The 23,950-nt window shown below is 62.7% G+C and carries 24 protein-coding genes and 1 pseudogene; 15 read left to right on the top strand and 10 right to left on the bottom strand.

The genetic code is table 11. The features are described 5' to 3' along the window. The 8 genes from AC07RV_RS41735 to AC07RV_RS41700 form a co-directional block, all read left to right on the top strand. Positions 1-524: hypothetical protein (locus AC07RV_RS41735; protein ID WP_492715361.1), on the top strand; the 524-nt coding region annotated here is incomplete at its 5' end. A 213-nt stretch (positions 525-737) separates the two neighbouring features. Further along, a complete protein-coding gene (locus tag AC07RV_RS41730; RefSeq protein ID WP_296775433.1) occupies positions 738-1,481 on the top strand; it encodes an immunity protein Imm33 domain-containing protein in 744 nt (247 codons plus the stop codon). 16 nt (positions 1,482-1,497) lie between these two features. Further along, positions 1,498-1,932, top strand: a complete 435-nt coding sequence (locus tag AC07RV_RS41725; RefSeq protein WP_296775431.1) for a VOC family protein — start codon at positions 1,498-1,500, stop codon at positions 1,930-1,932. A gap of 41 nt (positions 1,933-1,973) precedes the next feature. After that, complete coding sequence (locus tag AC07RV_RS41720; RefSeq protein WP_296775428.1) at positions 1,974-2,624, top strand: hypothetical protein; 651 nt, start codon at positions 1,974-1,976, stop codon at positions 2,622-2,624. Continuing rightward, a complete protein-coding gene (locus AC07RV_RS41715; protein WP_296775425.1) occupies positions 2,621-2,995 on the top strand; it encodes a hypothetical protein in 375 nt (124 codons plus the stop codon). Before AC07RV_RS41720 ends, AC07RV_RS41715 begins: the two co-directional genes overlap by 4 nt. A 231-nt stretch (positions 2,996-3,226) precedes the next feature. Then, entirely contained in the window at positions 3,227-3,916 is a 690-nt protein-coding gene (locus AC07RV_RS41710) for a hypothetical protein (RefSeq protein ID WP_296775423.1), read from the top strand. A gap of 230 nt (positions 3,917-4,146) precedes the next feature. Next, positions 4,147-5,355 (top strand): Bcr/CflA family efflux MFS transporter, encoded by a 1,209-nt coding sequence (locus AC07RV_RS41705; protein WP_296775420.1) that lies wholly within the window; start codon positions 4,147-4,149, stop codon positions 5,353-5,355. Positions 5,356-5,365: 10 nt separating this feature from the next. Then, the gene (locus AC07RV_RS41700; RefSeq protein ID WP_296775419.1) at positions 5,366-6,127 is read left to right on the top strand and encodes an SDR family NAD(P)-dependent oxidoreductase; all 762 of its coding nucleotides are present in this window, start codon (positions 5,366-5,368) and stop codon (positions 6,125-6,127) included. Positions 6,128-6,176: 49 nt separating this feature from the next. Here AC07RV_RS41700 and AC07RV_RS41695 read toward each other — a convergent pair whose 3' ends face one another. Both AC07RV_RS41695 and AC07RV_RS41690 read right to left on the bottom strand, forming a co-directional pair. Continuing rightward, positions 6,177-6,632, bottom strand: a complete 456-nt coding sequence (locus AC07RV_RS41695) for a GNAT family N-acetyltransferase (protein ID WP_296775416.1) — start codon at positions 6,630-6,632, stop codon at positions 6,177-6,179. Positions 6,633-6,660: 28 nt separating this feature from the next. Next, entirely contained in the window at positions 6,661-7,677 is a 1,017-nt protein-coding gene (locus AC07RV_RS41690) for a hypothetical protein (protein ID WP_296775414.1), read from the bottom strand. Between the two features lie 237 nt (positions 7,678-7,914). Between AC07RV_RS41690 and AC07RV_RS41685 the strand changes: the two genes are divergently transcribed. From AC07RV_RS41685 to AC07RV_RS41670, 4 genes are all read left to right on the top strand, one after another. Further along, on the top strand, positions 7,915-8,157 hold the full coding sequence (locus AC07RV_RS41685) for a hypothetical protein (RefSeq protein WP_444852409.1): 243 nt from the start codon (positions 7,915-7,917) through the stop codon (positions 8,155-8,157). Positions 8,158-8,474: 317 nt separating this feature from the next. Then, a complete protein-coding gene (locus AC07RV_RS41680) occupies positions 8,475-8,777 on the top strand; it encodes a hypothetical protein (RefSeq protein ID WP_444814068.1) in 303 nt (100 codons plus the stop codon). A 302-nt stretch (positions 8,778-9,079) separates the two neighbouring features. Continuing rightward, positions 9,080-9,427, top strand: coding sequence for a barstar family protein (locus tag AC07RV_RS41675; RefSeq protein ID WP_296775405.1), 348 nt, complete (start codon positions 9,080-9,082; stop codon positions 9,425-9,427). Continuing rightward, positions 9,427-10,146: a hypothetical protein gene (locus AC07RV_RS41670; RefSeq protein ID WP_296775403.1), complete on the top strand. Its 720-nt coding sequence runs from the start codon at positions 9,427-9,429 to the stop codon at positions 10,144-10,146. The genes AC07RV_RS41675 and AC07RV_RS41670 overlap by 1 nt, the downstream gene beginning before the upstream one ends. 187 nt (positions 10,147-10,333) lie before the next feature. On the opposite strand, the gene AC07RV_RS41665 is transcribed toward AC07RV_RS41670, so the two are convergent. Then, on the bottom strand, positions 10,334-10,486 hold the full coding sequence (locus AC07RV_RS41665) for a hypothetical protein (protein WP_444814067.1): 153 nt from the start codon (positions 10,484-10,486) through the stop codon (positions 10,334-10,336). Between the two features lie 181 nt (positions 10,487-10,667). Continuing rightward, complete coding sequence (locus AC07RV_RS41660; RefSeq protein WP_492715367.1) at positions 10,668-10,913, bottom strand: DUF8617 domain-containing protein; 246 nt, start codon at positions 10,911-10,913, stop codon at positions 10,668-10,670. 933 nt (positions 10,914-11,846) lie between these two features. On the opposite strand from AC07RV_RS41660, the gene AC07RV_RS41655 reads away from it, so the two are divergent. Further along, positions 11,847-14,906, top strand: a complete 3,060-nt coding sequence (locus AC07RV_RS41655; protein ID WP_296775401.1) for an NACHT domain-containing protein — start codon at positions 11,847-11,849, stop codon at positions 14,904-14,906. A gap of 58 nt (positions 14,907-14,964) precedes the next feature. On the opposite strand, the gene AC07RV_RS41650 is transcribed toward AC07RV_RS41655, so the two are convergent. Further along, positions 14,965-15,858 carry a LysR family transcriptional regulator gene (locus AC07RV_RS41650; RefSeq protein WP_296775399.1) on the bottom strand — a complete coding sequence of 298 codons (894 nt, stop codon included), beginning with the start codon at positions 15,856-15,858 and terminating at the stop codon, positions 14,965-14,967. Positions 15,859-15,964: 106 nt separating this feature from the next. Between AC07RV_RS41650 and AC07RV_RS41645 the strand changes: the two are divergent. Then, positions 15,965-16,771: pseudogene (locus AC07RV_RS41645) on the top strand (NAD(P)H-dependent oxidoreductase). Here the strand turns inward: AC07RV_RS41645 and AC07RV_RS41640 are convergent. The 4 genes from AC07RV_RS41640 to AC07RV_RS41625 all read right to left on the bottom strand — a co-directional run bounded on the left by AC07RV_RS41640 (position 16,768) and on the right by AC07RV_RS41625 (position 21,899). After that, the gene (locus AC07RV_RS41640) at positions 16,768-18,864 is read right to left on the bottom strand and encodes an alpha/beta hydrolase domain-containing protein (RefSeq protein ID WP_296775395.1); all 2,097 of its coding nucleotides are present in this window, start codon (positions 18,862-18,864) and stop codon (positions 16,768-16,770) included. The pseudogene AC07RV_RS41645 and the gene AC07RV_RS41640 overlap by 4 nt on opposite strands. A 136-nt stretch (positions 18,865-19,000) precedes the next feature. After that, positions 19,001-19,966, bottom strand: coding sequence for a Bug family tripartite tricarboxylate transporter substrate binding protein (locus AC07RV_RS41635; RefSeq protein ID WP_296775392.1), 966 nt, complete (start codon positions 19,964-19,966; stop codon positions 19,001-19,003). Between the two features lie 54 nt (positions 19,967-20,020). Continuing rightward, positions 20,021-20,371, bottom strand: a complete 351-nt coding sequence (locus AC07RV_RS41630) for an AtuA-related protein (protein WP_296775390.1) — start codon at positions 20,369-20,371, stop codon at positions 20,021-20,023. A gap of 136 nt (positions 20,372-20,507) precedes the next feature. Next, positions 20,508-21,899, bottom strand: coding sequence for an acyclic terpene utilization AtuA family protein (locus AC07RV_RS41625; protein ID WP_296775388.1), 1,392 nt, complete (start codon positions 21,897-21,899; stop codon positions 20,508-20,510). Between the two features lie 101 nt (positions 21,900-22,000). Between AC07RV_RS41625 and AC07RV_RS41620 the strand changes: the two genes are divergently transcribed. Continuing rightward, a complete protein-coding gene (locus tag AC07RV_RS41620; RefSeq protein WP_296775384.1) occupies positions 22,001-22,945 on the top strand; it encodes a LysR family transcriptional regulator in 945 nt (314 codons plus the stop codon). 4 nt (positions 22,946-22,949) lie between these two features. Here the strand turns inward: AC07RV_RS41620 and AC07RV_RS41615 are convergent, their stop codons facing one another. Further along, the gene (locus AC07RV_RS41615; RefSeq protein WP_296775382.1) at positions 22,950-23,927 is read right to left on the bottom strand and encodes a LysR family transcriptional regulator; all 978 of its coding nucleotides are present in this window, start codon (positions 23,925-23,927) and stop codon (positions 22,950-22,952) included. Between the last annotated feature and the right edge of the window lie 23 nt (positions 23,928-23,950).

Here is a 23,950-nt window from a genome sequence, read left to right as displayed (position 1 = left end):
GCCGGCTTCTTCTTGCTTGGCATAGATGCTCCTGTTCGTCATGCTATGCCTCAAACACAAAATTTCTGACAGGCTCATCCTGCTGGATGAAGGATGTCCACCGGACTAGCCACTATCGCTCAGCGATAGATTTTCTGGCCCGGCTCAGCAGAGATATCGTGCTCGACGGCCACGTGACTATGCAACTTCACGAATTCCCCTCACGTCTTGCAACAGGTGAACGGGCTGCAATCACTTTGCGAGGCGTGCTCGTCCTCGCGCATGGACAGGCATACTTGGTCTCGTGCATGGATGAAAAAGACGACATTTCGCGATCGATCACACTCGACCACGAAAGGCTCAAAGCCCTTCTTTTGTCGAGCGTTCCGGCCTATGGCGGTGGACCTTACTTGTACTGCGATCAGGTCATCGTGACGGGCACGCTATCGTCAAGAGCCCATGGTGCAAGACCGTCCCTTCTCTTCGACGATATCGATACGTTAACGCTGAGCAGAAGAGACCATACCTTCCAGGTATTGCCCTGAACTCTCGAACGACCTCCATGCATAAACATGATTCACGGGGCCTCGTCGGCACTTGGAAACAAGTCGCGAGACAGCCTACTTGAGAGAACACTACGCCCGTCTGTCCACCTGAACATCATTGTGGAACCATTCCGCCAACCACAAGAAATGGTTTGCCTCCTAGCAGCTTTGCTATCCAAGAGCTCTGCTTCTTGCCTTTCTTGAGTACAGCCGATGTCCCTCCGCACTCTCCTCTCATCGCTCGGCAAGAACAAACCCACCGAACCCCAAGCCGAGGTGGTTCACACGACCCAAGGCTGCCAACGCTTCGGTCACCCCGAATTCCGCATTCGCGTCGGCAACAAGGCCATTCCCGATGCGGACGTCGCCTGGTTCCTCCACTTCCTCGAAAGTCGGGTGGCGGAGGGAGAGAAGTTCAGCGGCGGCCAAAGCCTTCAGGTCGGCTGGATGTACACGATGATCGAGGAGACCGACGACGGCTTCCTGCGGATCACCGAACCGGACATGCAGCAGATCCCCGTGCGCTTCATCGATTCGGTGGACAGCACCTTGATGCACCTGCGCAACCAGAAGGACGTCGTCGAGAGCCTCGTCGCGGAGGTCGTGCCGGACTTTCCTTCCTTGCAGAAAAGCGTCGTGGTGCACGTGCAGTACAAGACCGCGTCGCGCATCCTGCTCACGCGCGCGGAACCTCACGACGCGAGCGACTCGGGCTGGTGGCTCAGCGATCTCGACGACAAGGAAGGTTCTCAAGACCCGTCGCGCTTCACGAAGACCTCGCTCTATCAGCTGGCCATCGACCGGCCGGACCTGGTGAAGTTCTTCGCCGTGCCGGCGGACCTTCAGGTCTTCATCAATGGGCCCGTCGTCGCCGTGCTGGGGCCCGAGAGCGAGATCGAGCAGAAGCCCGGCTCCTACCTGAGCGAACTGAACCGCGCCAGACAGGCGCACGCCTGACAAAGGAACCCCAGCCATGACCATCAAGCGAATGGACAACATCCTGATCGTCGTCGACGATCTCGAAGCCGTGAAGGCGTTCTTCATCGAACTGGGCCTCGCGCTCGAAGGCCAGACCACGGTGGAAGGACCCGACGTCGGCAAGCTCGTCGGGCTCGGCAACGTGAAATCCACCATCGCGATGCTGCGCACGCCCGATGGCCAAGGCATCGAGCTCGACAAGTTCCACACGCCCGAGGCCGTGAGGTTCGGGCCCGTGGCAACGCCGGTGAACGCCCTGGGACTTCGCCGTGTGATGTTCGCCGTCGATGGCCTCGACGATGTCGTCGCACGTATCCAGGCCCATGGTGCCGAAATCATCGGCCAGATGCAGTACGGGGAGTCGTACCGGCTCGCCTACATTCGCGGCCCCGAGGGCATCATCGTGGGGCTGGCCGAGCAGCTCGGGTAGTCGCCCACATCTTCAGGCATTCGTCTACGGCGACCCATGCGATGTTCTTCTTCAAAAAACCCCCGCAGCGTCACCCCAAGCTCCTTCAGCTCTCCGAGTATCTCGACCTCCTGGAAGGTGGCTTGATCAGCACCGCCATTTCAGATGCAACGAAAGTCTCCGCCCTGAATCTCGCGCGTGAAGTGTGGGATTCGCTCGCTCTGGGCGCATGGATCGCGGTCAACCCCACCGCGGTCATTGCTTGGCGCAACAAGTCGAGTGGCCGTGTCCTCGTTCATGTACCAGTTGCCGGGGACGATTGCTTTCTGATCGTTCCGCTCGTCGATGAAGCGGCCACACCGGACTCCTACATTTTGTTCGACATAGGAGCCGAGTATGTGAATGCGACGTTCGCCTGCCCAGCGTTTCAACTCGCAGGCATCGCCACTGAAAACGACATTCGCCAAACAATCCCAGAATTGCCTGGAAAGGCTGATCCCTTTGCCATTCTGGACTTGCGCGGAGGTACCTACATGCAGGTCTACGCCGATGCGCAAGGTTTTCATCTCGAGCATCAACTCGTGACTTCCGCTGCGCACTACCGCTGCGTGGAGGTTGTTGGCCCCGATGAAGCGGTCGATGCATTTCTTTCGTACGCTTTCGGCAATTACGCCTGGGCGTACAAGAGACGTTGGGAAAGAATCGCGGTATGACGGCAAATATTGCCTTCGAACTACTGACGGTAGAGGAGCGATTTCAGACCTCAGACATCGGCCTGATCTTGACGCCTGATTTCCCGGTGCGCGATGGCTGGAAGAATGTTGAGGAACAGGTCGTGGTGGTTACCCCGGTCGGCCAGAAAATCACAGTGCGCGCCCAACTCCACATGATGCACTTCAAATTTGGCGTCGCTCCCACAGAGGAGCAGCGAAAGCGGACGTGGCGCGTGGTCGTATCTTTGCCCGATGTCGACAAGGCGGCCGTTCCTGTCGGCAGTCGCGTATTAGTCTCGCCTGCGATCCACCGCGCCGTTTTGGGTTCGGACCTCGAGCCATGTCGAGACGGCTACACAGACTCGAAATGATCCGAGCGCAATCCTTCAGGCAGGCTCTGGCTGTCGGCGCAAGAGGTAGCTTGCTGCATGACATCGTGGTGTCGAACGCATGGAGCGCCTTTACCCGTCCCAGGTCGCGGTAGCATTCATGGCGATGTCTATCGCCCCACCTAGTTCAATAGACACCTTTCGGGCACCAGGGAAAGTCCTCTTCGAGAGCAATTCGGCTTCCAGGACGTTCGCCCCTGCGCCAGGAACACCATGAAACGCGGCCTCGCCCTCCCCGAACTCAACCCCACGTTCGGCCCTTTCGGTCGACGCGTCAAGTTCTACGGTGCGCTGGCGATCGTTGCCATCTTCATATGGTTGGTGGCACGCCCACGCCCTTACTGGGTGGCGATCTCCACGGCCTATGCCACGCTTCTTTGCATCACCGTCGCGCCACTTTTCGCGAACGACTATTTCCGTTTGAAAGGCGACGGAGGTTTTACAGACAAGGCCAGGATCAACATGACCGAGCCGTTGTCCTGCCTGACGGCTGCGCTGGTCTGGCGCGCGGTTCTGGATACGAGCACGGACGACATTTCCAAAGCGATCTTCCTCGGCTTGCTCGTGGGCTTGCCGTACGCCTTGTTCCTGTGGGTCATCGTCCGGCGGGCGTCGTTCTTGATCGCGGCAGGAATCGGCATGGCCCTGGGACCAGCCATCTTGCTTCACTTGAACGCGCTGACCCTCCCAGCGCATGGCTACGTCGAGCGAGGAGTCGTCTCCAGCACATACACGTCAACGAAGCCATGGCGCCACGTCGTGGTTGCATCGATCGAAGGAAGCAAGGTGGAACTGGTAGTGCCCGCGGACTCCCTTTCGAGCTATAAGGTCGGCCGGCGGATATGCACCGAGGTGCGCGCCGGCATGTTCGGCATTCGCCAGCGCTCCATTCAAGCTTGCTGATCAGTCTTTGCACCGATACGGTTTCGTCGCGCTGGTGTAAAGTCCCCCCGCCGAGCCCACAAACTCGCCGCGTAGCAAATCGCACGCACCCTCATCCAGCCCCAAAGGCCCGATGAACCACAGCTCCTGTTGACCCGACGAGAGCCACCACGTACCCATCCTCGACGGATGGCTCTTGTTGTCAGGTCACCGCATCCCCGCAAGAGGAATGCGCGCAAAGGAGTCGCCCCGTGCCCCCTCTTCATCGAAACGCCCCACCCCTCTGGCTGCTGATTGCGCTGTCGGCGCTCGGCGTTCTGCCGCTGAACATGTTCGTTCCTTCCTTGCCGAGCATCGCGAGGGAGTTCGACGCCGAGTTCGCGACGGTCAATGTCGCCGTGGCCGGCTACGCCGTCGTCACCGCGTTGACGCACCTGATCGCCGGCGCGCTGTCCGACCGGTTCGGGCGCAAGCCCGTTCTGCTGGTCGCGCTGCTCGTCTTCGTGATCGGCTCCATCGGATGCTTCTTCGCGCGCAGCATCGAGGTGTTCCTGGCCTGCAGGCTGCTCCAGGGCAGCGCCATTGCCGGATACGCCATGTCGCTGGCTGCGATCCGCGACACGGCGGGCGAAGGGATGGTCAGCCAGATCGGCTATGTCTCGTCCGCCTGGGCGATCGCCCCGATGCTCGGCCCTTCCGCGGGTGGCGTTCTCGATAGCTGGCTGGGCTGGCGCGCGAACTTCGCCGCTTTCGCGCTCATGGGCACCGCGGCGCTCTGCCTGGCCCTGCGCTACCTGCCGGAGACCCACCACCATCGCTCCACGACGATGTCGAAACAGCTCGACGGGTACGGCCAGCTGCTTCGGTCCGCGCAGCTCTGGGCCTATGGGCTCTGCATGGCCTCTTCCATCGGCACGCTCTACGTCTTCATCGGCGGCGCGCCTGCCGTGGCCATGCAGGCCTATGGAACCTCCGCCGCGATGGTGGGTGCCTACATGGGACTGGTTCCCGCGGGCTTCATCGTCGGAAGCTTCACGCTCGCGCGCTGCGGGCACCGGTGGCAGCCCATCCGGTTCATCGTTGCCGGGCGGTTGCTGACCTGCGCTGGCCTGCTGGCGGCCGTGGCGTTGGCAGTGCTGGGGATTGCTCATCCACTCGCGTTCTTCGGCCCCTGCGTGTGCGTGGGACTCGGCAACGGATTGACGATGCCCGCGGCCAACAGCCGGGTGCTGTCGATCCACGCGGGCTTCGCCGGCACCGCGCTGGGCCTGGCTTCGGCCATGACGGCCATCGGTGCCGGCGCGACGGCCTTTACGGCCGGGCTGTTCGTCGACGAGTCCCATCCACGCAACGCCCTGCTCGCGGCTATGTCGACCACGTCGCTACTCTCGTTGGGCATCGCCGTGTTCATCGCTCGTTCGGAACGGCGGCAACGGTGCATTCGATCGCAACCAGACTGAGGTTTTCCAGATGAACGTCAATCCGACCATCGATCCCACGCTCCGTGTCGCGTTGGTCACAGGGTCCACTTCCGGCATCGGTGCCGCCATCGCGCGCAGGCTGAATCACGCGGGCTATGCCGTGGTCCTTCACTCCCGAAGTTCCGCGGAGACAGGCCGCTCAATGGCCGCCGAGATGAAGCAGGCCATCTACGTTCAAGCCGACCTTGCCCTGGAAGCAGACAGGGTGCGGCTCGTCAGCGAAGCAATCGCCGCGTGGGGCCAACTCGACGTGCTGGTCAACAACGCCGGCATCAGCAAAGTCATTCCGCATGCGGACCTTGCCGCCGCCACTTCCGCTGTGTGGCACGAACTCCACGAAGTCAACGTCGTGGCTCCGTTCCATCTCATCACGTTGGCCGAGTCGGCCTTGCGCGAGGCCGCCCTGCGCCGTCGAGCAGGCTGCGTCGTCAACATCAGCTCACATGCGGGCGTTCGCCCCAAGGGCGCATCCATTCCCTACGCGGTCAGCAAGGCCGCGCTCAATCACATGACCCGCCTGCTCGCACTGTCGCTGGGGCCGGACATTCGCGTCAACGCCGTCGCGCCAGGTCTGGTCGACACGCCGCTCACCGTCGACTGGACCGCCGCACAGGCGCTATGGCGCGAGCGTGCGCCCATGCACCGGGCCGCAAGCCCGGACGACATCGCGCACGCCGTTGCGATGCTGGTTGACTCGGACTACCTCACCGGCGAAGTGCTGCTGTCGGACGGCGGGTTGAATATGACCTAGGTGGGGTCGCAGGCACCCGCGATGGCCGCCAGCGCTTTCTGTGAGAAGACTAGGTGGCTCCCACAGGGGGCTTCGCAATGAAGGCCTGCTTTCCGTGCCGATCGAAGCCGGCCGACTCGTAGAACTTCAACGTTGCCTCATCCTTGCGACCGGTCATCAGCATCACCTTGTAGCAGCCCGCGGACCAGGCCGTGTCGAGCACTTTAGCCAACAAAGCCTTTGCGTAACCTCTGCCGCGGTACGCCGCATGCGTCACCACGTTCTCGATCACGCCGTAGGACCTGCAGCCTCGCGTGAGGTTGGGAATCAAGGTCAGATTGCAGCTGGAGACCAGCTCGGCGCCCTTGAATCCTCCGAAGTAGTGGAAGTGCCGGCTTGCCAGGATCTCCTGCCAGACTGCCTCGACGACAACCGGGGCGGGCCGTGGATCGTCCGTCTCGTGAAGGTGCTGGTAGAGATCGAGCAACGCTGGAAGGTCGGTCTCGAGGAGCTTGCGAGTTTTCATGTTCGGCGTGGACAGTGGGTCGAGTACCTTACAGCGCGCGGGCCATGTCCGCGATTCTCGCCAGTACACCCGCACCAGGCCAGCACCACGCCGCCGTGGAGATCGCTGCAATCGCGACATAGACCGCCCGCTCCATGCCCCCCAATGCAGGCGCCGGAAGAATGCACACTGGGAGAGGTTCTTGCGCGACGCCTTGCAGCGGCTCCGAACAAGTACCCAGGTCCGCCGCTGATAAACGAGGCAGCCTTCCAAGACGAGAACCGATCAGCGTCAGCAGCAGCATCGGCCACCAGAGCAACGAGATCAGCAGCAACGCGGCTGAAGACAGCACCTTTCCCAGCATGGATCTTTCATCCCATGGCCGATAGTTCGTCATCTGCGTCCACAGGTTGTTGCCGAACTCCCGCAACAGCGGCCTTCTGATGCCTTCCAGGCATTCGACCTTCGGCAGCCACTGCCAGTCACCGGCCATGTACCTGCGCAGAAACTCGTAGTGCGCAAGGCAATCGACGGGACTGTTGTTTGCGTTGCTCACGAGGATCATCTGCGCGGCACCGACTTCCGTTGGCCCCTTCAGGCAAAGACGGTAGCGCAGCGCGCCGCCCACCGTGATTGAGTCCACCTGGGGAACCAGTTGCGCCCACGGCACCTCGATGCGCTCCCTGCCCCTGAGCTGAACGACCTTGCCGGTCGCCCGATTGAAGAGCGTAGGAAACGCATAGGGCGCGGTCACTGCCTGCACCAGCGCGGCAACGGCAATCAGCGCAAACACGGCGATCGATACCGACATGATGAGCACGAAGGCCGTGTCGGCCATGTCTTGCCGAAATGCGTCGGCGAGCATCGAGCAGAACCACGCCGCGATCCCCAGCGGCATGAGCCCCAGAAAAAGAACGATGCTCTTGATCGCCGAAGACATGTTGCCGTGCGGCAGCGTCTGCAGCCGTACCGAATCCATCGACAGGACAAGCCCATCGCCAGAAGGGGCCGGCGGCATGGGGTCGACGTCCAACTCCTCATCCTCTCTGTTCTTGACGATGCGCAAGGCGGGCTCGATGTTCTCGCCAGATCGGACATAGGCGGCAGCCGCCCCGCGGACCTGCAGGCAGCCCGCTCATCTCGGGCACCAACGAAGCTAGCTTCTTTTTCATGAGCCTCCCAGTGCCTAAAGTCATTCCTCTGTGCGACTCGCGAGTTCTGCCACGGTTGGCCTTGTCCGATGGTTCCGATGCGGCGATCATTCCTCGCGCCAGGTACAAGAAATCACTGACGCCACACACCGATGAGTACAAAGCGATTCCCCACGATAAGCATTGCGGTGACGGTGGTCCTGGCCGTCGTTCTCACCGCATCCAACACGATATACGAGCGCTACTGCGCCTTCGGCTTCGGTGGCTTTCAGTGCAACGATCCCGTTTCCGGCTATGGCAGCGCGCTGATCACGACATCACTGGTCTCCATCGCCCTCCTCGTCGTATCGGCGGCAATTGCGGTATGGAAGCTCATCGCTTGGGCTCGAAGCTAAAAACGGCGGCCTACAGCCATTGCTCACGTTGGGCCTCAGGCAACAGCTAGGCGGCAAAGGCCGGCGTGACTTTCGATACTGGCGCACGACGCTCGCCGTGCGCACAGTGACGCGCTGTGACATCGCACAAGAGACTCCGATGGCTTCTGGCAGCCACATGCCTGGGCATCATGGGCATGCCGTTGTCCCAGACATCGGCGTGCGCGCCGGCCGCCCCTCGCGATCCGGGGTGGCAAGGCATCGTCATCGAGGCACCTCCCCTGATCCGGACGAAGCCTGGCCAGGCCGCCGCTGTGTGGGTGTGCGGGCTGGCGGTCATGCCCATCATCGCGCCCACCCCGCCCCAGATGAGGCTTGTTGCGGTGGACAGCACCACCGGCCAGCGCTACGTCGGCCCCGTTCCCGCGCCGACACCGCAAGACAGCGAGATACCCAATCCCATGCAGCGCCCGTCCCGGCAGCCGCACGAGGTTTCCGGAATGACGGGACAGGTGCGCTTCGACCTGGACCTGATGGCGGTACTTCGCCTACCCCAGATGAATGCGGACTACCGGGTGCATGTCGAAAGAGGCGCGCTTTCGTCCAATGTGGTACGGGTGCGGGTTCGAATCGCCGGTTGAGACGACCGCGGTGAGCCCGTCGAAAGATCCGCTGGACGCCGTTTCGTCTTCGGCGGCGCGACGACTTCAATCTGGCCAAAGCAAGGCTCGGCAGCTTGCGCACCTAGCCAGACCGCACGACGACTACCATTTTTCAGCGCCCATGTGCGTCGAGTCTCTTCCTCGTGCTCTTTGGCGCGTTTGAAACCCGCTGCGAGAGGGAGCTCAGCCAAGAGTAGCCGTTCGCGCTGGCGGCAAACTCGGCCATGATGGTCCCTGGAATTGATCCGCGGTCTCTGGAGCCGAGCCCAACAGGAGCAACGATGAATGATCGCAAGAGCGAAGTGACGATAGATCTGAGCGACGTAGCCAGTCCACTCGAGCTCCAGCAACGGCTCTCGAGATCTCTCGAGTTTCCGAACTGGTACGGTAAGAACTGGGACGCTTTCTGGGACGCCATCACCGGCTTGGTGGACATGCCGCATCAGCTACGACTGCTCGGATGGCAGACTCTCGAGAACCGCCTGCCTCTCGATGCCGAGCTGCTCCGGGCATGTCTCGAGAAGATGCAGAAGGCGCTACCCGGCTCGGCTTCGACCGTGGTCTACGACAGCGAACGCGATACCCTCCCCGATGCGGTTCGGTCGAGCGGTCGAGTGAAAGGTTTTTAATGCCAGTCCTCCCCAAAGTGGTTCCGGGCAACGATCCACCCGGCGTTGTGGACGCAAGCTTCGATCGCTACAGCGGTGGCGAATTCGTCGGCAAGAAGCACATATTGCGGTCGATCCCGGCCGCGCTGGAGCGGGTGCTCCCGGACTTCCGCTACATGAGCAGCATGGCCCAGTACCGACGGCCATTCGAAGGTGGAACCAGCTACATCATCCTCGGCGTTTCCAAGATGGTCCTGACTCTCGATTTCGGCACGAACATCGATGCAGTGGAGGACATCAGGAAGCACCTTTTTTCATGCACTCAGGTCAGGAACAGCCCCAATACCATATCGCTGAGAACCGGGAGCATGGGACTGGACAGCACACGATGGCGACAACCTGAACACGCGATCTGGCCCATCACGGGTTCCGAAGGCTTGCAGCTCGCTGGGCCGGAGATCGCTGCTGTCGTCGAAGACATTGTTCTGCCGTACCTTGCGCGTCACGAGCACCCCGAACATGTTCGAGAGACGCTTCTGAATCATCCGGGCAATGCATCTGGCGCCCACCTCTACCGGGCCGTGCCATTCGCCATCGATGTGCTTCGCGGAAGAATGGATTGGCTCGAGGATGACTTTGCGCACTACAGAGCATTGCTTCCCTCCCACGGTGCGGAAGCCCGCTCCGCCCTCGAAGAACTCTACAACCTCGCGAAAGAGGCGATACGGGTACGCGGCTGACGCTCCTGCGCTATTCGATGCGTTGAAGGCCGGCCTTCAATGGAACCGCATCCATTTCCCCTCAGGCCATCTTGGTGACTTCGCACTGAGTTTGCATTCCACCACCTTTTCCGCGCTCTAAATCTCTACTGCTGAGTTTTTCAATCCGAGCAAGGAGAACGGAAATGACGAAGACAAAAAGAGCGCGCTATCGTGCAGGATCGCTCCCGACGGCAATAACCTTCAGCAACTCGATGAAGCGAGGGCTGTCGTAGTTCAGAGATGCCACGAACTGTCGGGCTTCAACCCAGGTCAGCACCTGCACCACTTTGCCGCCATCCACCCCTTCTAGATAAATCACTGGTGGATGGTGGGTAGACCGCCTACTCCGGTGGAGTTGGACCCGCAAGAACAGTTCGTACCAACGCCCGTCATCCGCGTCGAAGCACAGGCTGTAGGAACCTCCATCCCGACAGACGTCGACCTCCCAGATCCTTTGTACGTTCACGGCAATTTTCGCTCTCGATCGCTTTTTCTGACCGCTACGGGACAGGCGCGTAGAAGACAACCGTCAGATCCACGTCGTCGACGATCGCAAGGAGTCCACATTGTGAACATATCGCAACGATAGGCGACTGGGCGACGATGTGGTCCAAGAGAGCATCAACACTCGTCGACTCGCTTGCAACATCAGTGAGCTCTTCGGGAACCAGCAAACGCAGCCCGCTTCCTTCATAAAGGTTCTTGCGGATCAATGCACCGCACCGACACTCGAATTTGCTCGCCATGGATCGTGAAGGGATTTTGAATTTCCTGCGCAATTATCTCAGTCAGCGTTCGTCTGACGCTGGTTTGCCCCGTCCAACTCCCTTCGTCAGTCGCTCACCACACAACCTCCGACCGTCAACGGCAAGCGCACTTTAGTGACTTCGCACCGAGTTTGCATTCGGCCACCTTTTCCGCGCGGTAGATCTCTACGGTAGATGCCCCTCTCCCCCAACGACCCGCTATGTGGGCAAGGAAGGCAGCACACACGACACGCTGAACGGATGGATGAACGAATCAACCGCTTCGCCTCACGGCGGGCCGTCAGTGCATGGGGATAGCGGCGAACGTGGAGCACAAAAGGCGACGGCCAAGGTGCTGACACACCCTGGCCGCCTAACCACATGACGTGCACAACTTTGGAGAGAGAGCACACCAAATGGCTAGACGGATTATGGCCCGACGTCGCACGCTGGTATCTCGCAACGCGGCAACGCCCACTTACACGGGGCCGGGGCCCGAGGATCTTCTGGAGAACAAGCTGGAGCAGCTGAACTCGCTGCTTTGGTTTTGCCATGGGGGAATCGGTGGTGTGAAGATGCGGAGCCAGAGACGAAGCATCTCAACAATTTGATCTGGCTGGCCTATGAACTCGCACGGGAAGCAAGAGAATTATTTCAACAGCATCCACGCCTGCTCACCGAAAAGTCGTGACTTATCGTTAGGAATTTTCTGCACTTCCGAATCAAGCGACTTATATGAGCGCCATATTAATTCCCTTTCTCGCACTTACTCCACATGGCCCTTGGACCAAAAACAAAATCTAGAGTAAACGCCAATTAAAAAATCCTCCCAAGCATTACTTTCGGCGATAAAATTCGAGAGCTTACGCTAAAATCCGCCCAAGGGCGTTGGCAACCAACAGCATAATTTCAAATAAATCGAGGAGGCTCTTCATGGCCGTTGAAAAGGAAAGTGCGAACCTGAGCGAGTTTGGGCTCAATGTTTTCAATGCTTTGTGGGAATGGACCGGAACCAGTGAGACATGGCGTGTTGCAATCGTTGGGGTCTTGCTAGCGGCAGTATTGCTTGGAATGTTGGCAAGCTGTCTTGGTGCTCTAAGCAAAGTAGTTGACAGCTTGATAAAACTTCTTGAGGCAATAAGAGCAAGTGGAGTTCCGCGCTTCATGAAACGAGAGGATCGAATAAAAATTCGCCGCCGCTCGCAGTTTTGCGCGGTCCTAGAGGCAGACCTTACAAGCATCGCAAAGGCCGAAAGCTGGAACGATCAGTACTTTACCGATCTTGAAGCAGAAGTAGAAACTGAAGGCGGATATTACATATCTGCATTACATCGATTCTTAGGAAAAGTTACAACCGGCTTGCGCAAAGAAAAGTCACTTATCAAAGCCATCTCCTCGAGTACCGAAAGAGCGATTCAATTAACAGGAGAGCCTGGCTCTGGGAAAAGCGTCGCACTTAGACATCTTGCCAGCCAGTTAGCGGTGCGCGCAAAAGCGAGTAAATCTAAAAATATTCGCATCCCACTGTATGTGAATCTCCGTGAAATATCTGTTCCTGCGGGCACGTCAATCAATACAGATACGATTCGCGACTTCATACTTGATAATATTCGGCGAGGCGATAGCGACACAACAGCCTATGTAAGAGAAAATTGGGCAGATTATCGTGAGCGTGGCATTTGGTTTTTTTTGTTTGATTCTTTTGATGAAATTCCCGCAGTACTGCATGCCGAAAAAGGCAGCCCGGCAACCAGAGATTATGCTGAAGCCATTCGCATGTTTCTTGAAGGCATGGGAGCATGCGGGGGAATTTTGGCGTCGCGTGAGTTCAAAGGTCCTGAATCCCTCCCATGGAAAAAATTTCGTATTCTGCGCCTGACATCTAGCAAGCAACAGGAGTTGGTAAAAAATTCTTTTTTATCTCAGGTGCAAGAGCGTGCCGTACTGCATCACATTGCAGCCAACAAAAGCACCTTAGCAAACACGCCGTTATTTCTAACGCTACTCTGTCGCTATGTAAAAGAAGCATCCGAAGCTCCAAGAAATGACTACGAGCTTCTATCGCTGCAAATTGATCGACTTGCTCACCGCGACCCGACATATCTCAAACGAGCTTATGGTCTAACTCCTGCCAACCTTCTTGCAGGGGCTCAGCGATTTGCGCGACTTTTCGCGGAAGAGTCTTCATTGGGGCTAGCCCCAACAATTGATCAAGTCGAGGCTGTACTCGATAAATCTGAGATCCCCGGAGGTGAAATTCAGAGGTTTGTCGCGGCCATGGTGGACTCCAAGATTGCCAGGGCTGATGTTGCAAATGCTGCCCCTGGGGATCGAAGGTTTGCCTTCGCTCATCGTCGTTATCAAGAAGCACTGTTCGTTCGCCATCTCGTTGCTCATCCGAATTACCTTTCGAGCCAGGAACTTCTCACTGATCCTCGTTGGCGTGAATATGCGGTGACATTGCTGGAGACGCAGCCGACCGAGAATCTAGCGGACATATTCAAAACAGCTACTCAATTACTTCTCAAGGAAAGTGTTTTGCAACGCCGTCAAGACGCCCTAGCGCCAATACAAAAATATTGCGGCTATTTCGACTGGTCAGGAGAAATACCGCAGATGTTGACATTGTTGCAAGAAGGTTTGGTGCGGCGTGTTTCCGCACTGCCTAGCGATTTTTCTTTTCAAGTCGAGCAATTTCTTAAAGTCCGCTGGGAAACGGGTGATTCCTTCGACAGGCTAAGAGTTATGCAAGTTGCTTCGCTTTTACCTCAACTTACCTTAAGCAATTATTTGAAAGAAGTTTTTTTAAAAGGAAGCGATAAGGCTCAGAATGAAGGATTCAATCAAACCACATCTCTCGTTGGACCGTTTCCCAGTTCTGTTCGACAAGCTGTTCTCAAGCGACTCGCTAATGAAATTCTCGGAGCGAAAGATGCATCATCGCTCTTACGCGTAGAAGCCCTTGCCGCTCGGCTTCCCCGTGACTTAGGGGCCGAGTACGTGCAGCGCCGTTGCCTACTACTTTGGCGATTAACAACGCTCGTCAATGGCACTGCATTACTGGCTTTTCCAAAAGCACTTACTCGTACGTTATTAGCTCGTTTTGATCTACACGCGAGCGCAAAAGAGATAGCCACCGAACGCACGCGAGCAGCCCTAGTCTTCGGTACCATGGTTATTACCTATATACCTGTGCTCCTTTCAGTCGCCGTTCTTGGAAAACGCAGGTCAGCCGAGCTTACGCCAGCCATCGAGTTACTTTTTGTAGGAGATTCATCGTATTTAGCCTCCTGGATAAGTAAAGGGACGTGGATAGAGCACGCCATCGTCATTTTCTCTTTTGCCGTCACGCTAATTTACTTAGTATTTCCCGTACTTTTTCGATTTAGAGCTACTGGCGAACCACTTAGCGCTAGCTTTTTTGCCCGGCGGTTGCGCCGCAAAAAAGCCATCCTCGAAACCGGCCAATCGATCGGCATCGCTCTCCTCGGAGTGTCCGCTGCAGGCGCCGTCGCGTACCTGCTTGGCTGGGGCATGAGCTTTCTTTCACACTATGCATTAAATGTAACTCTGTCTACTCCGAACATCCTCCTCGGCATCGCCGCCCTAGCCATTTTAAGCGTAATTTTTTTTATAATCGTCGCGATACTTCTTGCTCGCTGGAAGCACAAATCCCAACAATTTTATAAAGCAGCACTAGCGGAGACGAGCAACGATCATTTCCTTGCCTTGCTATCTGCGCAAGACTGGGAGCAACTAGAGTCTTGGTTGAAATTCTGGGAAATCACCGTATTAGAGGAGGAGAAAATTAAAAGCACCGAAGAAAAATCCAGATCTTTATCCGCCATGTTGCAGCATTCGCAACGCGGGGGAATTTTTCCGGATTCAATATTTTTACCGACCTCGGAGTCAAATCCCAAGATTCAATTAAATTGTATAAACACAATTGAAAAAATAAACTCTCACCTCGGCACTTTACAATTCAAAAATTAGTCGATGTATGCCAGCTGCGGAGTGCGTTTTTTAAAATTCTTTGTGCACTCACTCTTCACTACACCCCCTCCACCACCCTCTCCCTCACCCACCGATGCCCCGCATCCCGATGCTTCCTCTCATGCCAAAGCATCGCCATCTCATACCCCGGCACCTCCAGCGGCGCCTCCACCACGCGTAGCCCCGCAGCCCCGCGCGCCAGCCGCTCGGGCAGCATCGCGACCATGTCGGTGGTCTGCAGCACCGAGATCATGAAAAGGAAGTGCGGCACCGACAACGCCACGCGCCGCGTGAGGCCCTTCTCGGCCAGGGCCTCGTCGGTGGGGCCGCTGAAGCCACCGCCGCCGAGTGACACCACGACGTGCTCGAGCGCGCAGAACTGCGCGAGCGTAGGCCGGCGCTTCAGGCGCGGGTGGCCGGCACGGCCGGCGAGCACATAACGTTCGTGGAACAGCACGCGCCGGTGCAGGCCCGGCGGCGCGCCCACGCTGGTGTGAAAGAACAGGTCGACCTCGCCCTGCTCCAGCTGCCGCGCCATGCGCAGCGGCACGGCCTCGACCACGGCCAGCCGGGTGTGGGGCGCGGCGGCGCGGATGGCGGCGAGCGCGGGCAGCAGGATGGCCGACTCGGCATAGTCGGCGGCGGCCACGCGCCAGGTGGTGGTGGCCTCGGCGGGGTCGAAGGGCTTGCTGGGCGCGACGGCGCGGCCCAGCGATTCGAGGGCCTCGCGCAGCGGCTCGCGCAACTCGTCGGCGCGCGCGGTGGGCCGCATGCCGCGCTGGGCGGGCACGAGCAGCGGGTCCTTGAACACCTCGCGCAGCTTGGCGAGCTGCACGCTCACCGAAGGCTGCGACAGGTTCAGTCGCTCGGCGGCGCGGGTGACGTTGCGCTCGGCCAGCAGGGTGTCTAGGGTGAGCAGCAGGTTGAGGTCGAGGCGGCTCAAATTGTTCATGGCAATTCCTGGAATTCGAACTATTCATTTCCAATATATCGCCACGCTGCCTAACCTGCGGTCATCGCTTCTCTTCTCTTCTTTCCTCATGACCTCAGGTGAATCCATGAACGTACTCCTCGTGCTCGCGCATCCCGAACCCGCCTCGCTCAACGGCTCGCTGCATCGCTTCATGCGCGAACGGCTCGAGGCCCAGGGCCATTCGGTGCGCACTTCCGATCTCTATGCGATGCGCTGGAAGCCGACGCTCGAAGCGGCGGACTTTCCGTCGCGCGACGCGGCAGCCCCCTTCGACCCCGCGCTCGATTCGCTGCGTGCCTTCGAAACCGGCACGCAGGTGGCCGACATCGAGGCCGAGCAGCAGAAGCTGCTGTGGGCCGACGCGGTGATCCTGCAGTTTCCGCTCTGGTGGTACTAGATGCCGGCGATCATCAAGGGCTGGATCGAGCGCATCTATGCCTATGGCTTCGCCTACGGGGTGGGCGAGCATTCCGACAGCCACTGGGGCGACCGCTTCGGCGAAGGCTCGATGGCGGGCAAGCGCGCGATGGTGGTCACCACCACGGGCGGCTGGGCCTCGCACTACGCGCCGCGCGGCATCAACGGGCCGATGGACGACCTGCTGTTCCCGATCCATCACGGGATCCTCTACTACCCGGGCTTCGAGGTGCTGCCGCCCTACGTGGTGCACCGCACGGGCAAGGTCGACGCGGCCGCCTATGCGCGCATCGAGCAGGAACTGGGGGCGAGGATGGACACGCTGTTCAGCACGGCGCCGATCCCGTTTCGCCGCCAGAACCATGGCGACTACGAGATTCCCGCCCTCACCCTGCGGCCCGACATCGCGCCGGGCCGCTCGGGCTTCGGGGTGCACCAGGCACCGGCCGAAGCCCAGGCTGTCGCCGAGGCTTAGGGCAGCACCGGCGTGGCGGCCGCGGCGGCGATCGCCGCGTCGGCATCCACGCGCAGCATGAAGCGCCGGGCGACGAGGTCGTTGGCGGCGGCGGTCACGGCCGACACGTAGCCCGCCTGGTCGGTGTAGCGCTCCTGCAGCGACAGGCGCGGGTCGCCGCTGCCGGTGCGCGCGGCGGTGGTCTTGGCGAACGGGAAGTACGCGCCGAACAGGCCGGCCTGATCGATGGTGGCGGGCTTGCTGGTGTAGTTCCAGCCGGTGTTGGTGCCCAGGGGCACGGCCACGTCGAGGCTGCGGATGCCGGCGATGTCGTTGCCGTCGGCATCGACCTGCGGCACGAGGATGGCGTAGTCGCGGCCCAGGTAGGCCGGCGGCACCTGGGTGGGAATGCCGCTCTCGTCCTGCGGACGGTAGCTCGGGCCCCAGTCGAGCAGCGAGAAGGTGTTGACGAGGCCGGTGTAGCCCACGCCCGGAATGGCCGGGAACTTCACCTGCTGCGGCCGCACCAGGGTGCTGTCGACGAGCCTGGGTACCTGGCTGTCGGGCGGGTTGGTGCCCTTCACGACCCAGTCCTCGAGGTTCTGGTAGAGCGCGCGCACCACCGGGATCACGCCGGCATTGCCGTTGGTGGCGTAGAGCGCGCCGGCCGCGCTGCCGGGCATCGAGGGCAGGCCCAGCAGGTGATGGCTGCTGGCGTAGTAGTACACGCGCGCATTGGCGGGCTGCGCGAGGTCGATGGTGCCCCAGGCGTCGGTCAGGAGCGGCGATCCCTGCAGCACGTAGAACTCGGTGCCGCTGAAGCCGATGAAGAGCTTGGGGCAGGTGCCGCTGGCTTCGCAGCGCGACAGGATGCCGCCGCGGCGCTGGGCCACGTCGTCGACGTAGTCCTTCGACAGACCACGCGTGCCGGCCTGGCCGAAGGCGGTGTGGTCGCTGCGCACGCCACCGCCGCCGCCCGGAATGGCGAAGCGGGTGTTGATGTTGGTCTGGCGCGCGGCGATCTGCGCGAACACGCCGTCGAACACCTTGCGGCCCGCGCGGTCCTCGTTGAAACCGAGGTGCACGAAGGTCTTCATGAAGTTGCCGCACTGCGACACGCCCGATGCCATGGTGTTGCGGATGGCGCTGGCCACGGGGTTGGCGGTGCCGGCGGCATCGCTGGCCTCGTGGTGGAAGAAGGCGATCATGTCGCGCAGCGCCGCGAGGCCCAGGCCCATCACCTTGGGGTCCTTGGCGACGTAGACGAGCTCGTACATGTAGGCCGGGTCCCAGCCGGCCTTGAGGCATACGCTGGTTTCGTCGGGCGTGCCCGGGAACGGGTTGCCGGCGGCGCACCTGGCGAACTTCCATTCGCTGGCCGGGATGAGCTGGCGCGCGTCTTCCTCGTTGATGCGGCGCGTGAGCACGTAGCCCGGCTTCGTGTTGTCGAGGCTGGCGGTGGCGTAGGCCTGCATCGCGGCATTGAACGGGCCGCCGGGCAGCGGCAGCGAATCGCCGGTGGCCACGGTGGGCAGCAGCTCGGCGCGGTACGGGCCGGTGATGGTGCTGCCATCGGGGTTCTTCGCCACGGGCACGGTCAGCGTGACCTTGCCGGCGGCGGCGGGCACGTCGCCCTGCCAGGCGGCGGTGAGGAACACGTAGCCGCGCGATGCGAAGTAGGGATCGAGGTTGACGATGTTGCCGCGGTTGGGCGCGTCGTAGCGCAGCACGCCGCTGGCCTTGCTCATGTCCTTGGGCTTGAAGAGCACGAACTCGGACTTGTATTCGACCTTGCCGTTGGCATTGGTCGGCGCGAGCGCGAGGTCCTGGATGATGGCGTTGTGCGTGTCCTTGGGGTCGACCTCGCCGGTGAAGGTGCCGGTGATCTTCTCGTAGGCGCCGGCGCTGCCGAAGCTGCCGGGCACGTCCTCGGTCCTGGCGATCGAGAGCGTGTACTTGGGCGCGCTGGCCGCGGGCGGTGGGTTGGTGGCGGGCGGGTTGCTGGCGGGCGGGGGCAACAGCAGGCCGCCGCCGCCTCCACCGCTGCCGCCGCAGGCGGTCAGGAAAAGCGCGGCCGTGACCGCGCTGGCAGCCGCGAGGCTCCATCGATTCATGTCTGTCTCCTGTGGTTGTGATGTATCGGCGCCGGGCGCCTGTGTGCGGCACGATGCGCGCCGCCGCCGCGCGGCCGGCAAGCCGGTCGGCGGGTGTCGTGGGGCCGGGGAAGAAAACCCCGGCCCTGGAACTCGTTTACTCGGCCTCGATGCCGGCCGCCTTCACGATGCGGCCCCACTTCTGCGATTCGCCGGCCTGGAACTTCGCCAGTTCCTCGGGCGAGGTGGTAAAGACCTCGGTGCCGCTCGGCTCGTAGAAGGCGGTCTTCGCGCTGTCGCTCTTCGCGGCCTTCACCAGCAGCTCGTTGAGGCGCTTGACCACGGCCGGCGGTGTCCTGGCGGGTGCGTAGGCGGCGAACCAGTAGCCCATCTCGTAGCCCTTGACGCCAGCCTCGGCGATGGTGGGCACGTCGGGCGCGAGCGGCGAGCGGCTGGCGCTCGACATGCCGAGCGCGCGCAGCTTGCCGCCCTTGACCTGCGGCAGGCCGGTGGCGGTGTCGGTGATCATCATGTCGATCTGGCCGCCGAGCAGGTCGGTCACGGCCAGCGTGTTGCTCTTGTAGGGCACGTGCAGCAGCTTGATGTCGGCCATCTGCTGCAGCAGCTCGCCGGCCATGCGGCTCGACGAACTGCCGCTGCCGAAGCTCAGCTTGCCCGGCTCCTTCTTCGCGAGCGCGATGAAGTCGGCCACGCTCTTCACGTTCGAGGCGGGGTTCACCACCATGATCTGGCCGCCCTTGCCCAGGCCGGCTACGGGCGCGAAGTCCTTCACGGGGTCGTAGGGCAGCTTCTTGTAGAGATGCTCGTTGGCCGCGTGCGTGGTGTTGGTGGTGACGAGCACGGTGTAGCCGTCGGCCGGCGCCTTGGCGACGAACTGCGAGGCGATGAAGCCGCTGGCGCCGGCGCGGTTGTCGATGACGACGGCCTGCTTGGTCTCCGCCGTGATGACGTTGCCGAGGGCGCGCGCGATCTGGTCGGTGGCGGTGCCGGCCGCGAAGGGCACGACGAAGGTGATCGGCTTCTCGGGGAAGGACTGCGCCTGGCCCAGCAGCGGGGCCAGGGCCAGCGCGGCGCCGAGCAGGGTGAGGGAACGTCGGTTCATGGTCTTGTTGTCTCCGGGATCGATGGTTGGAAATGCGGTGAAGGTTTTCGGCGCTCAGGGGCCGGCCAGGTGGTGCGCAAGCTCGCTCGGAACGCGCACGGGCATGTCGAGCAGCAGGAACGAGAGCGCCTTGCCGTGGGTGTCGAGGTTGAGCGCATCGTTGACGCCGCCGTCGAGCACGGCGTCGAGCACGAAGTTCATGGCGTGCAGCTTCGGCAGCAGGAAGCGCTGCACCTGCGAAGGCGCGCGGTGGCGGAACTGCTCGGCCACGCGCTCGGGCGTGAGCTGCTCGGCGAGCACGGGATAGAGCGCGGGATGCCAGGCGATGACGCTGATGTTCGAGCGATCGCCCTTGTCGCCGGTGCGGCCGTGGGCGGCGCGGTAAAGAGGGACTTCGAGGTTCATGGCTTGGCTCCTTCCCCCTCTGGGGGAAGGTCGGGATGGGGGCAGCGGGCGGTGGAGAGGCAACGGCGGTCGCGAAGGCCCGGTGCCCCCACCCCGGCCCTCCCCCAGAGGGGGAGGGAGAAAGAGACAGCCTTGCTCATGCGCCCTCTCCTTCGTCGAGCAGCTCGAAGCGCACCGGCACCGCCTCGCGCGGCAGCAGGCACGAGATGGTGTTGAGCCGCGGCGTGAGCGCGGTGCGCACGCCACCACCGCCCGCGGGCCCGCAGGTGTAGAGGGCCGTGATCTCGCGCGCCAGCCGCTCGGCCTGCGCGCGCTCGGCATGGGTGGCGGCCACGCGCAGCCGCACGTCGCGCAATCCGCTGTCGGGCGTGGCCGCGAGCGCCTGGCCGGCGTCGTCGCCGAAGATGCTCAGCGCGCCGATCAGGTCCACGCGCAGCGCGAGCCCCTCGAGCCGTTCGCGCAACACCTGCGCCGCGAGCCGCGCCCGTGCCTCGGCGCGCGGGCCGGCATAGGAGATCTCGCCCTCGGCGAGCCAGCCGCCCTCGTGGCAGACGTTGACCTTGTAGTGCGCCGGCCGCGCATGGCCGCGCACGCCCGAGAGCGCCACGCGGTCGGGCCCGGGCAGCGCATGCACCTCGGCCTCGGCGATGTCGGCCACCACGTCGGGCGTGAGGTAGGCGGCGGGGTCGTGCACCTCGTAGAGCAGCTGCTCCTTCACCGTGGCCTCGCTCACGAGACCGCCGGTGCCGTCGGCCTTGCCGATGGTGCAGTGGCCGTCGGCATCGATCTCGGCAATGGGAAAGCCCACGGCCGCGAGGCCCGGCACGTCCTTGTAGCCGGGGTCGGCAAAGTAGCCACCGCAGACCTGCGCGCCGCATTCGAGCAGGTGCCCGGCCATGGTCGCGCGGCCGAGCCGGTGCCAGTCGTCGGCGCGCCAGCCGAAGTGCGACAGCACGGGGCCGACGGTCAGCGAGGGATCGGCCACGCGGCCGCACACCACCACCTGCGCGCCCGCGTCGAGCGCGGCGGCGATCGGCTCGGCGCCGATGTAGGCATTGGCGCTGACCACCTGCAGCCCGTCCATCGCGGCGCCGAGCGCCTCGCGCAGCAGCGCGCGGTGGGCCGGGCCCGAGAGGTCGTCGCCCTCCACCACCGCGATGCGCGGCACTGGCGCGCCGAGCTCGCGGGCCATGCGCGCGATGTGGCGCGCGGCGGCGCGCGGGTTGGCGGCGCCGAAGTTGCTGACGATACGGATGCCGTGGGCGAGGCAGCGCGCGAGCACCGGGCGCAGCATGGCGTCGAGCAGCGGCTCGTAGCCGGCCTCGGGGTCGGCGCGCCGGCGCAGTTGCGCCAGCGCGAGCGTGCGCTCGGCCAGCGTCTCGAAGATCAGGAAGGCGCGCTGCCCGGCGGGGCCGTGGCGCAGGCGCGCGATCAGGGTGTCGACCACCGGTCCGGCGGCGTCGGTGCGGTCGCCGGAGAAACCGGCGGCGCATCCGATCAGGAGGGGCGGCGATGCGGGGGAGTCCATGGCCGGCGACTGTAGGCACCCGTACCTGATCCGTAAAATCGAAAGTTCAGATCGATTGATCTGGATTTCGAATAACAACGACCGAGCCCCGGAGACAAGCGATGAGCACCAGCAGCACCGCCGCGCGCAAGACACCCGATCTCTCGACCCGCCAGCTGCGTGCCTTCCTCGCGCTGGCCGAGCTGCGCAGCTTCACGCGCGCGGCGCAGGCCAGCCACCTGTCGCAACCGGCCTTCAGCGCGCTGATCCGCACGCTCGAGGACGCGGTGGGCACGCGGCTGTTCGACCGCGACACGCGCAGCGTGCAGCTCACGCCCGAGGGCCGCCTGTTCGAGGGCTCGGCGCGCCGGCTGCTCGACGACATGGGCGGCGCCATGGCCGACCTGGCCGACCACGTGGAGCGCCGCAAGGGCCGGGTGCGCGTGGCCGCCCTGCCCTCGCTGGCCGCGGGCTGGCTGCCGAGCGTGTTCGCCGAGTTCATGCAGGCCTGGCCGGGCATCCGCGTCGACCTCGACGATGCGCTGTCCGATGCCTGCATCGCGCTGGTGCGCAGCGGCCAGGCCGACTTCGCGCTCGCGGCCTCGGGCGCGGGCGAGGCGGCCTACAGCGACCTGCGCGGCCAGCGGCTGTGCGCCGACCGCTTCCACCTGGTGTGCCGCACCGACCATCCGCTCGCGCGCGAGACCCGGCTCACGGCCAAGAAACTCGCGCCCTGGCCCTTCATCCAGATGGCGCGCAACAGCAGCGTGCGGCAGGCGCTCGACGTGGCGCTGCATCCGCTGCGGCTCAACGCGGTGTTCGAGGTCGAGCACCTGGCCACGGTGATGGGGCTGGTCGAGGCCGGGCTCGGCATCAGCGTGGTGCCGGCGCTCACGCTGTTCCACTTCCGGCGTGAGACGCTGGTGACGCGGCCGCTGCCGCTGCCCGCGCTCACGCGCACGGTCTACCTAGTGCAGCGCAGCGAGGGCAGCCTGTCGGTGGCGGCGCAGACGCTGCACGACCTGATCGTGGCGCGGCTGGGCAAGCTGAAGCTCGACGACTTCTAGCGCTTCAGCCCTCGCCGCCGGCCGCCCTGGCCGCCGCGGCCACCATCTCGCGCAACCAGGCATGCGCGGCGTCGTGGTCGTTGCGCCCGTGCCAGACCGCGCGCGTGACCACGGTGGCGGCGCGGTATGGCGGCTGGCGCTGCAGCAGTTCGCCGGCGCGCGCGAGGTAGGCGCCGAGCGAGGCCGGCACGATCGACAGCATGTCGCTCTCGCGCAGCAGCGCGGGAATGGCCAGCGAATGCGGCACGGTCACGCGCAGGCGCGGCGCCTGGCCGATCGCGGCCAGGGCCTCGGCGAGCGCGGAGCGGTCGAACATCTCGGACTGGCGCGCGAGGCCGCGCTCGAGGATGAAGCCGTCGACGGCGCCCTCCTCCTGCCCGCCGAGCGAGGTGGTGACCAGCGCGTACTTCGCGAGGTCGCGCACCGCGAGCTTGCGCCTGGCCGCCGGATGGCCCTTGCGCATCAGGATCACCTCGCCCTGCGACAGCAGCGTGCGCGCATTGAGCCGCGCCGGCACCTGCGAGAAGGTGCCGATGGCGAGGTGGATGCGGCCCAGGTCGATCTGCTCGGCGAGGTCGAGCCGGGTCGAGGGCCGGATCACCAGGTCGACGCCGGGCGCGGCCTGCTGCAGCGCGCGCGTGAGGCCGGCGACGATGACTGCCGTGATGTGGTCGTTGGCCGCGATCGTGAAGCGGCGCGACGACAGCGCGGGCTCGAAGGGCTCGACGCCGAGCGTGGCCTCGATGCGGCGCAGCGCATCGCGCAGCGCGGGCGCCATCGCGCTCGCGCGGCCGGTGGGCTGCATGCCCTTGCCGGTGCGCACGAACAGCTCGTCGCCCACCAGCTCGCGCAGCCGCGTGAGCGCATGGCTCACGGCCGACTGGCTGAGGTTGAGCCGGCGGCCGGCCAGGATCAGGTTGCGGTCCTCGAAGACCGCGTCGAAGACCTTCAGCAGGTTGAGGTCCATGCGTCCGATGCTCATGGCGCGCTTCTTCGTGAGTTGAA

Source organism: Variovorax sp. GW821-FHT09B01 (assembly GCF_059418345.1).
This window is presented reverse-complemented; position numbering and strand designations above follow the sequence as displayed.

Bases quoted from the DNA above. Each gene is read 5' to 3' on its own strand.
- AC07RV_RS41730 (WP_296775433.1), top strand. From the start codon at position 738: ATGTCCCTCCGCACTCTCCTCTCATCGCTCGGCAAGAACAAACCCACC.
- AC07RV_RS41725 (WP_296775431.1), top strand. From the start codon at position 1,498: ATGACCATCAAGCGAATGGACAACATCCTGATCGTCGTCGACGATCTC.
- AC07RV_RS41720 (WP_296775428.1), top strand. From the start codon at position 1,974: ATGTTCTTCTTCAAAAAACCCCCGCAGCGTCACCCCAAGCTCCTTCAG.
- AC07RV_RS41715 (WP_296775425.1), top strand. From the start codon at position 2,621: ATGACGGCAAATATTGCCTTCGAACTACTGACGGTAGAGGAGCGATTT.
- AC07RV_RS41710 (WP_296775423.1), top strand. From the start codon at position 3,227: ATGAAACGCGGCCTCGCCCTCCCCGAACTCAACCCCACGTTCGGCCCT.
- AC07RV_RS41700 (WP_296775419.1), top strand. From the start codon at position 5,366: ATGAACGTCAATCCGACCATCGATCCCACGCTCCGTGTCGCGTTGGTC.
- AC07RV_RS41695 (WP_296775416.1), bottom strand. From the start codon at position 6,632: ATGAAAACTCGCAAGCTCCTCGAGACCGACCTTCCAGCGTTGCTCGAT.
- AC07RV_RS41685 (WP_444852409.1), top strand. From the start codon at position 7,915: ATGAGTACAAAGCGATTCCCCACGATAAGCATTGCGGTGACGGTGGTC.
- AC07RV_RS41680 (WP_444814068.1), top strand. From the start codon at position 8,475: ATGCCCATCATCGCGCCCACCCCGCCCCAGATGAGGCTTGTTGCGGTG.
- AC07RV_RS41675 (WP_296775405.1), top strand. From the start codon at position 9,080: ATGAATGATCGCAAGAGCGAAGTGACGATAGATCTGAGCGACGTAGCC.
- AC07RV_RS41670 (WP_296775403.1), top strand. From the start codon at position 9,427: ATGCCAGTCCTCCCCAAAGTGGTTCCGGGCAACGATCCACCCGGCGTT.
- AC07RV_RS41660 (WP_492715367.1), bottom strand. From the start codon at position 10,913: ATGGCGAGCAAATTCGAGTGTCGGTGCGGTGCATTGATCCGCAAGAAC.
- AC07RV_RS41655 (WP_296775401.1), top strand. From the start codon at position 11,847: ATGGCCGTTGAAAAGGAAAGTGCGAACCTGAGCGAGTTTGGGCTCAAT.
- AC07RV_RS41650 (WP_296775399.1), bottom strand. From the start codon at position 15,858: ATGAACAATTTGAGCCGCCTCGACCTCAACCTGCTGCTCACCCTAGAC.
- AC07RV_RS41640 (WP_296775395.1), bottom strand. From the start codon at position 18,864: ATGAATCGATGGAGCCTCGCGGCTGCCAGCGCGGTCACGGCCGCGCTT.
- AC07RV_RS41635 (WP_296775392.1), bottom strand. From the start codon at position 19,966: ATGAACCGACGTTCCCTCACCCTGCTCGGCGCCGCGCTGGCCCTGGCC.
- AC07RV_RS41630 (WP_296775390.1), bottom strand. From the start codon at position 20,371: ATGAACCTCGAAGTCCCTCTTTACCGCGCCGCCCACGGCCGCACCGGC.
- AC07RV_RS41625 (WP_296775388.1), bottom strand. From the start codon at position 21,899: ATGGACTCCCCCGCATCGCCGCCCCTCCTGATCGGATGCGCCGCCGGT.
- AC07RV_RS41620 (WP_296775384.1), top strand. From the start codon at position 22,001: ATGAGCACCAGCAGCACCGCCGCGCGCAAGACACCCGATCTCTCGACC.
- AC07RV_RS41615 (WP_296775382.1), bottom strand. From the start codon at position 23,927: ATGAGCATCGGACGCATGGACCTCAACCTGCTGAAGGTCTTCGACGCG.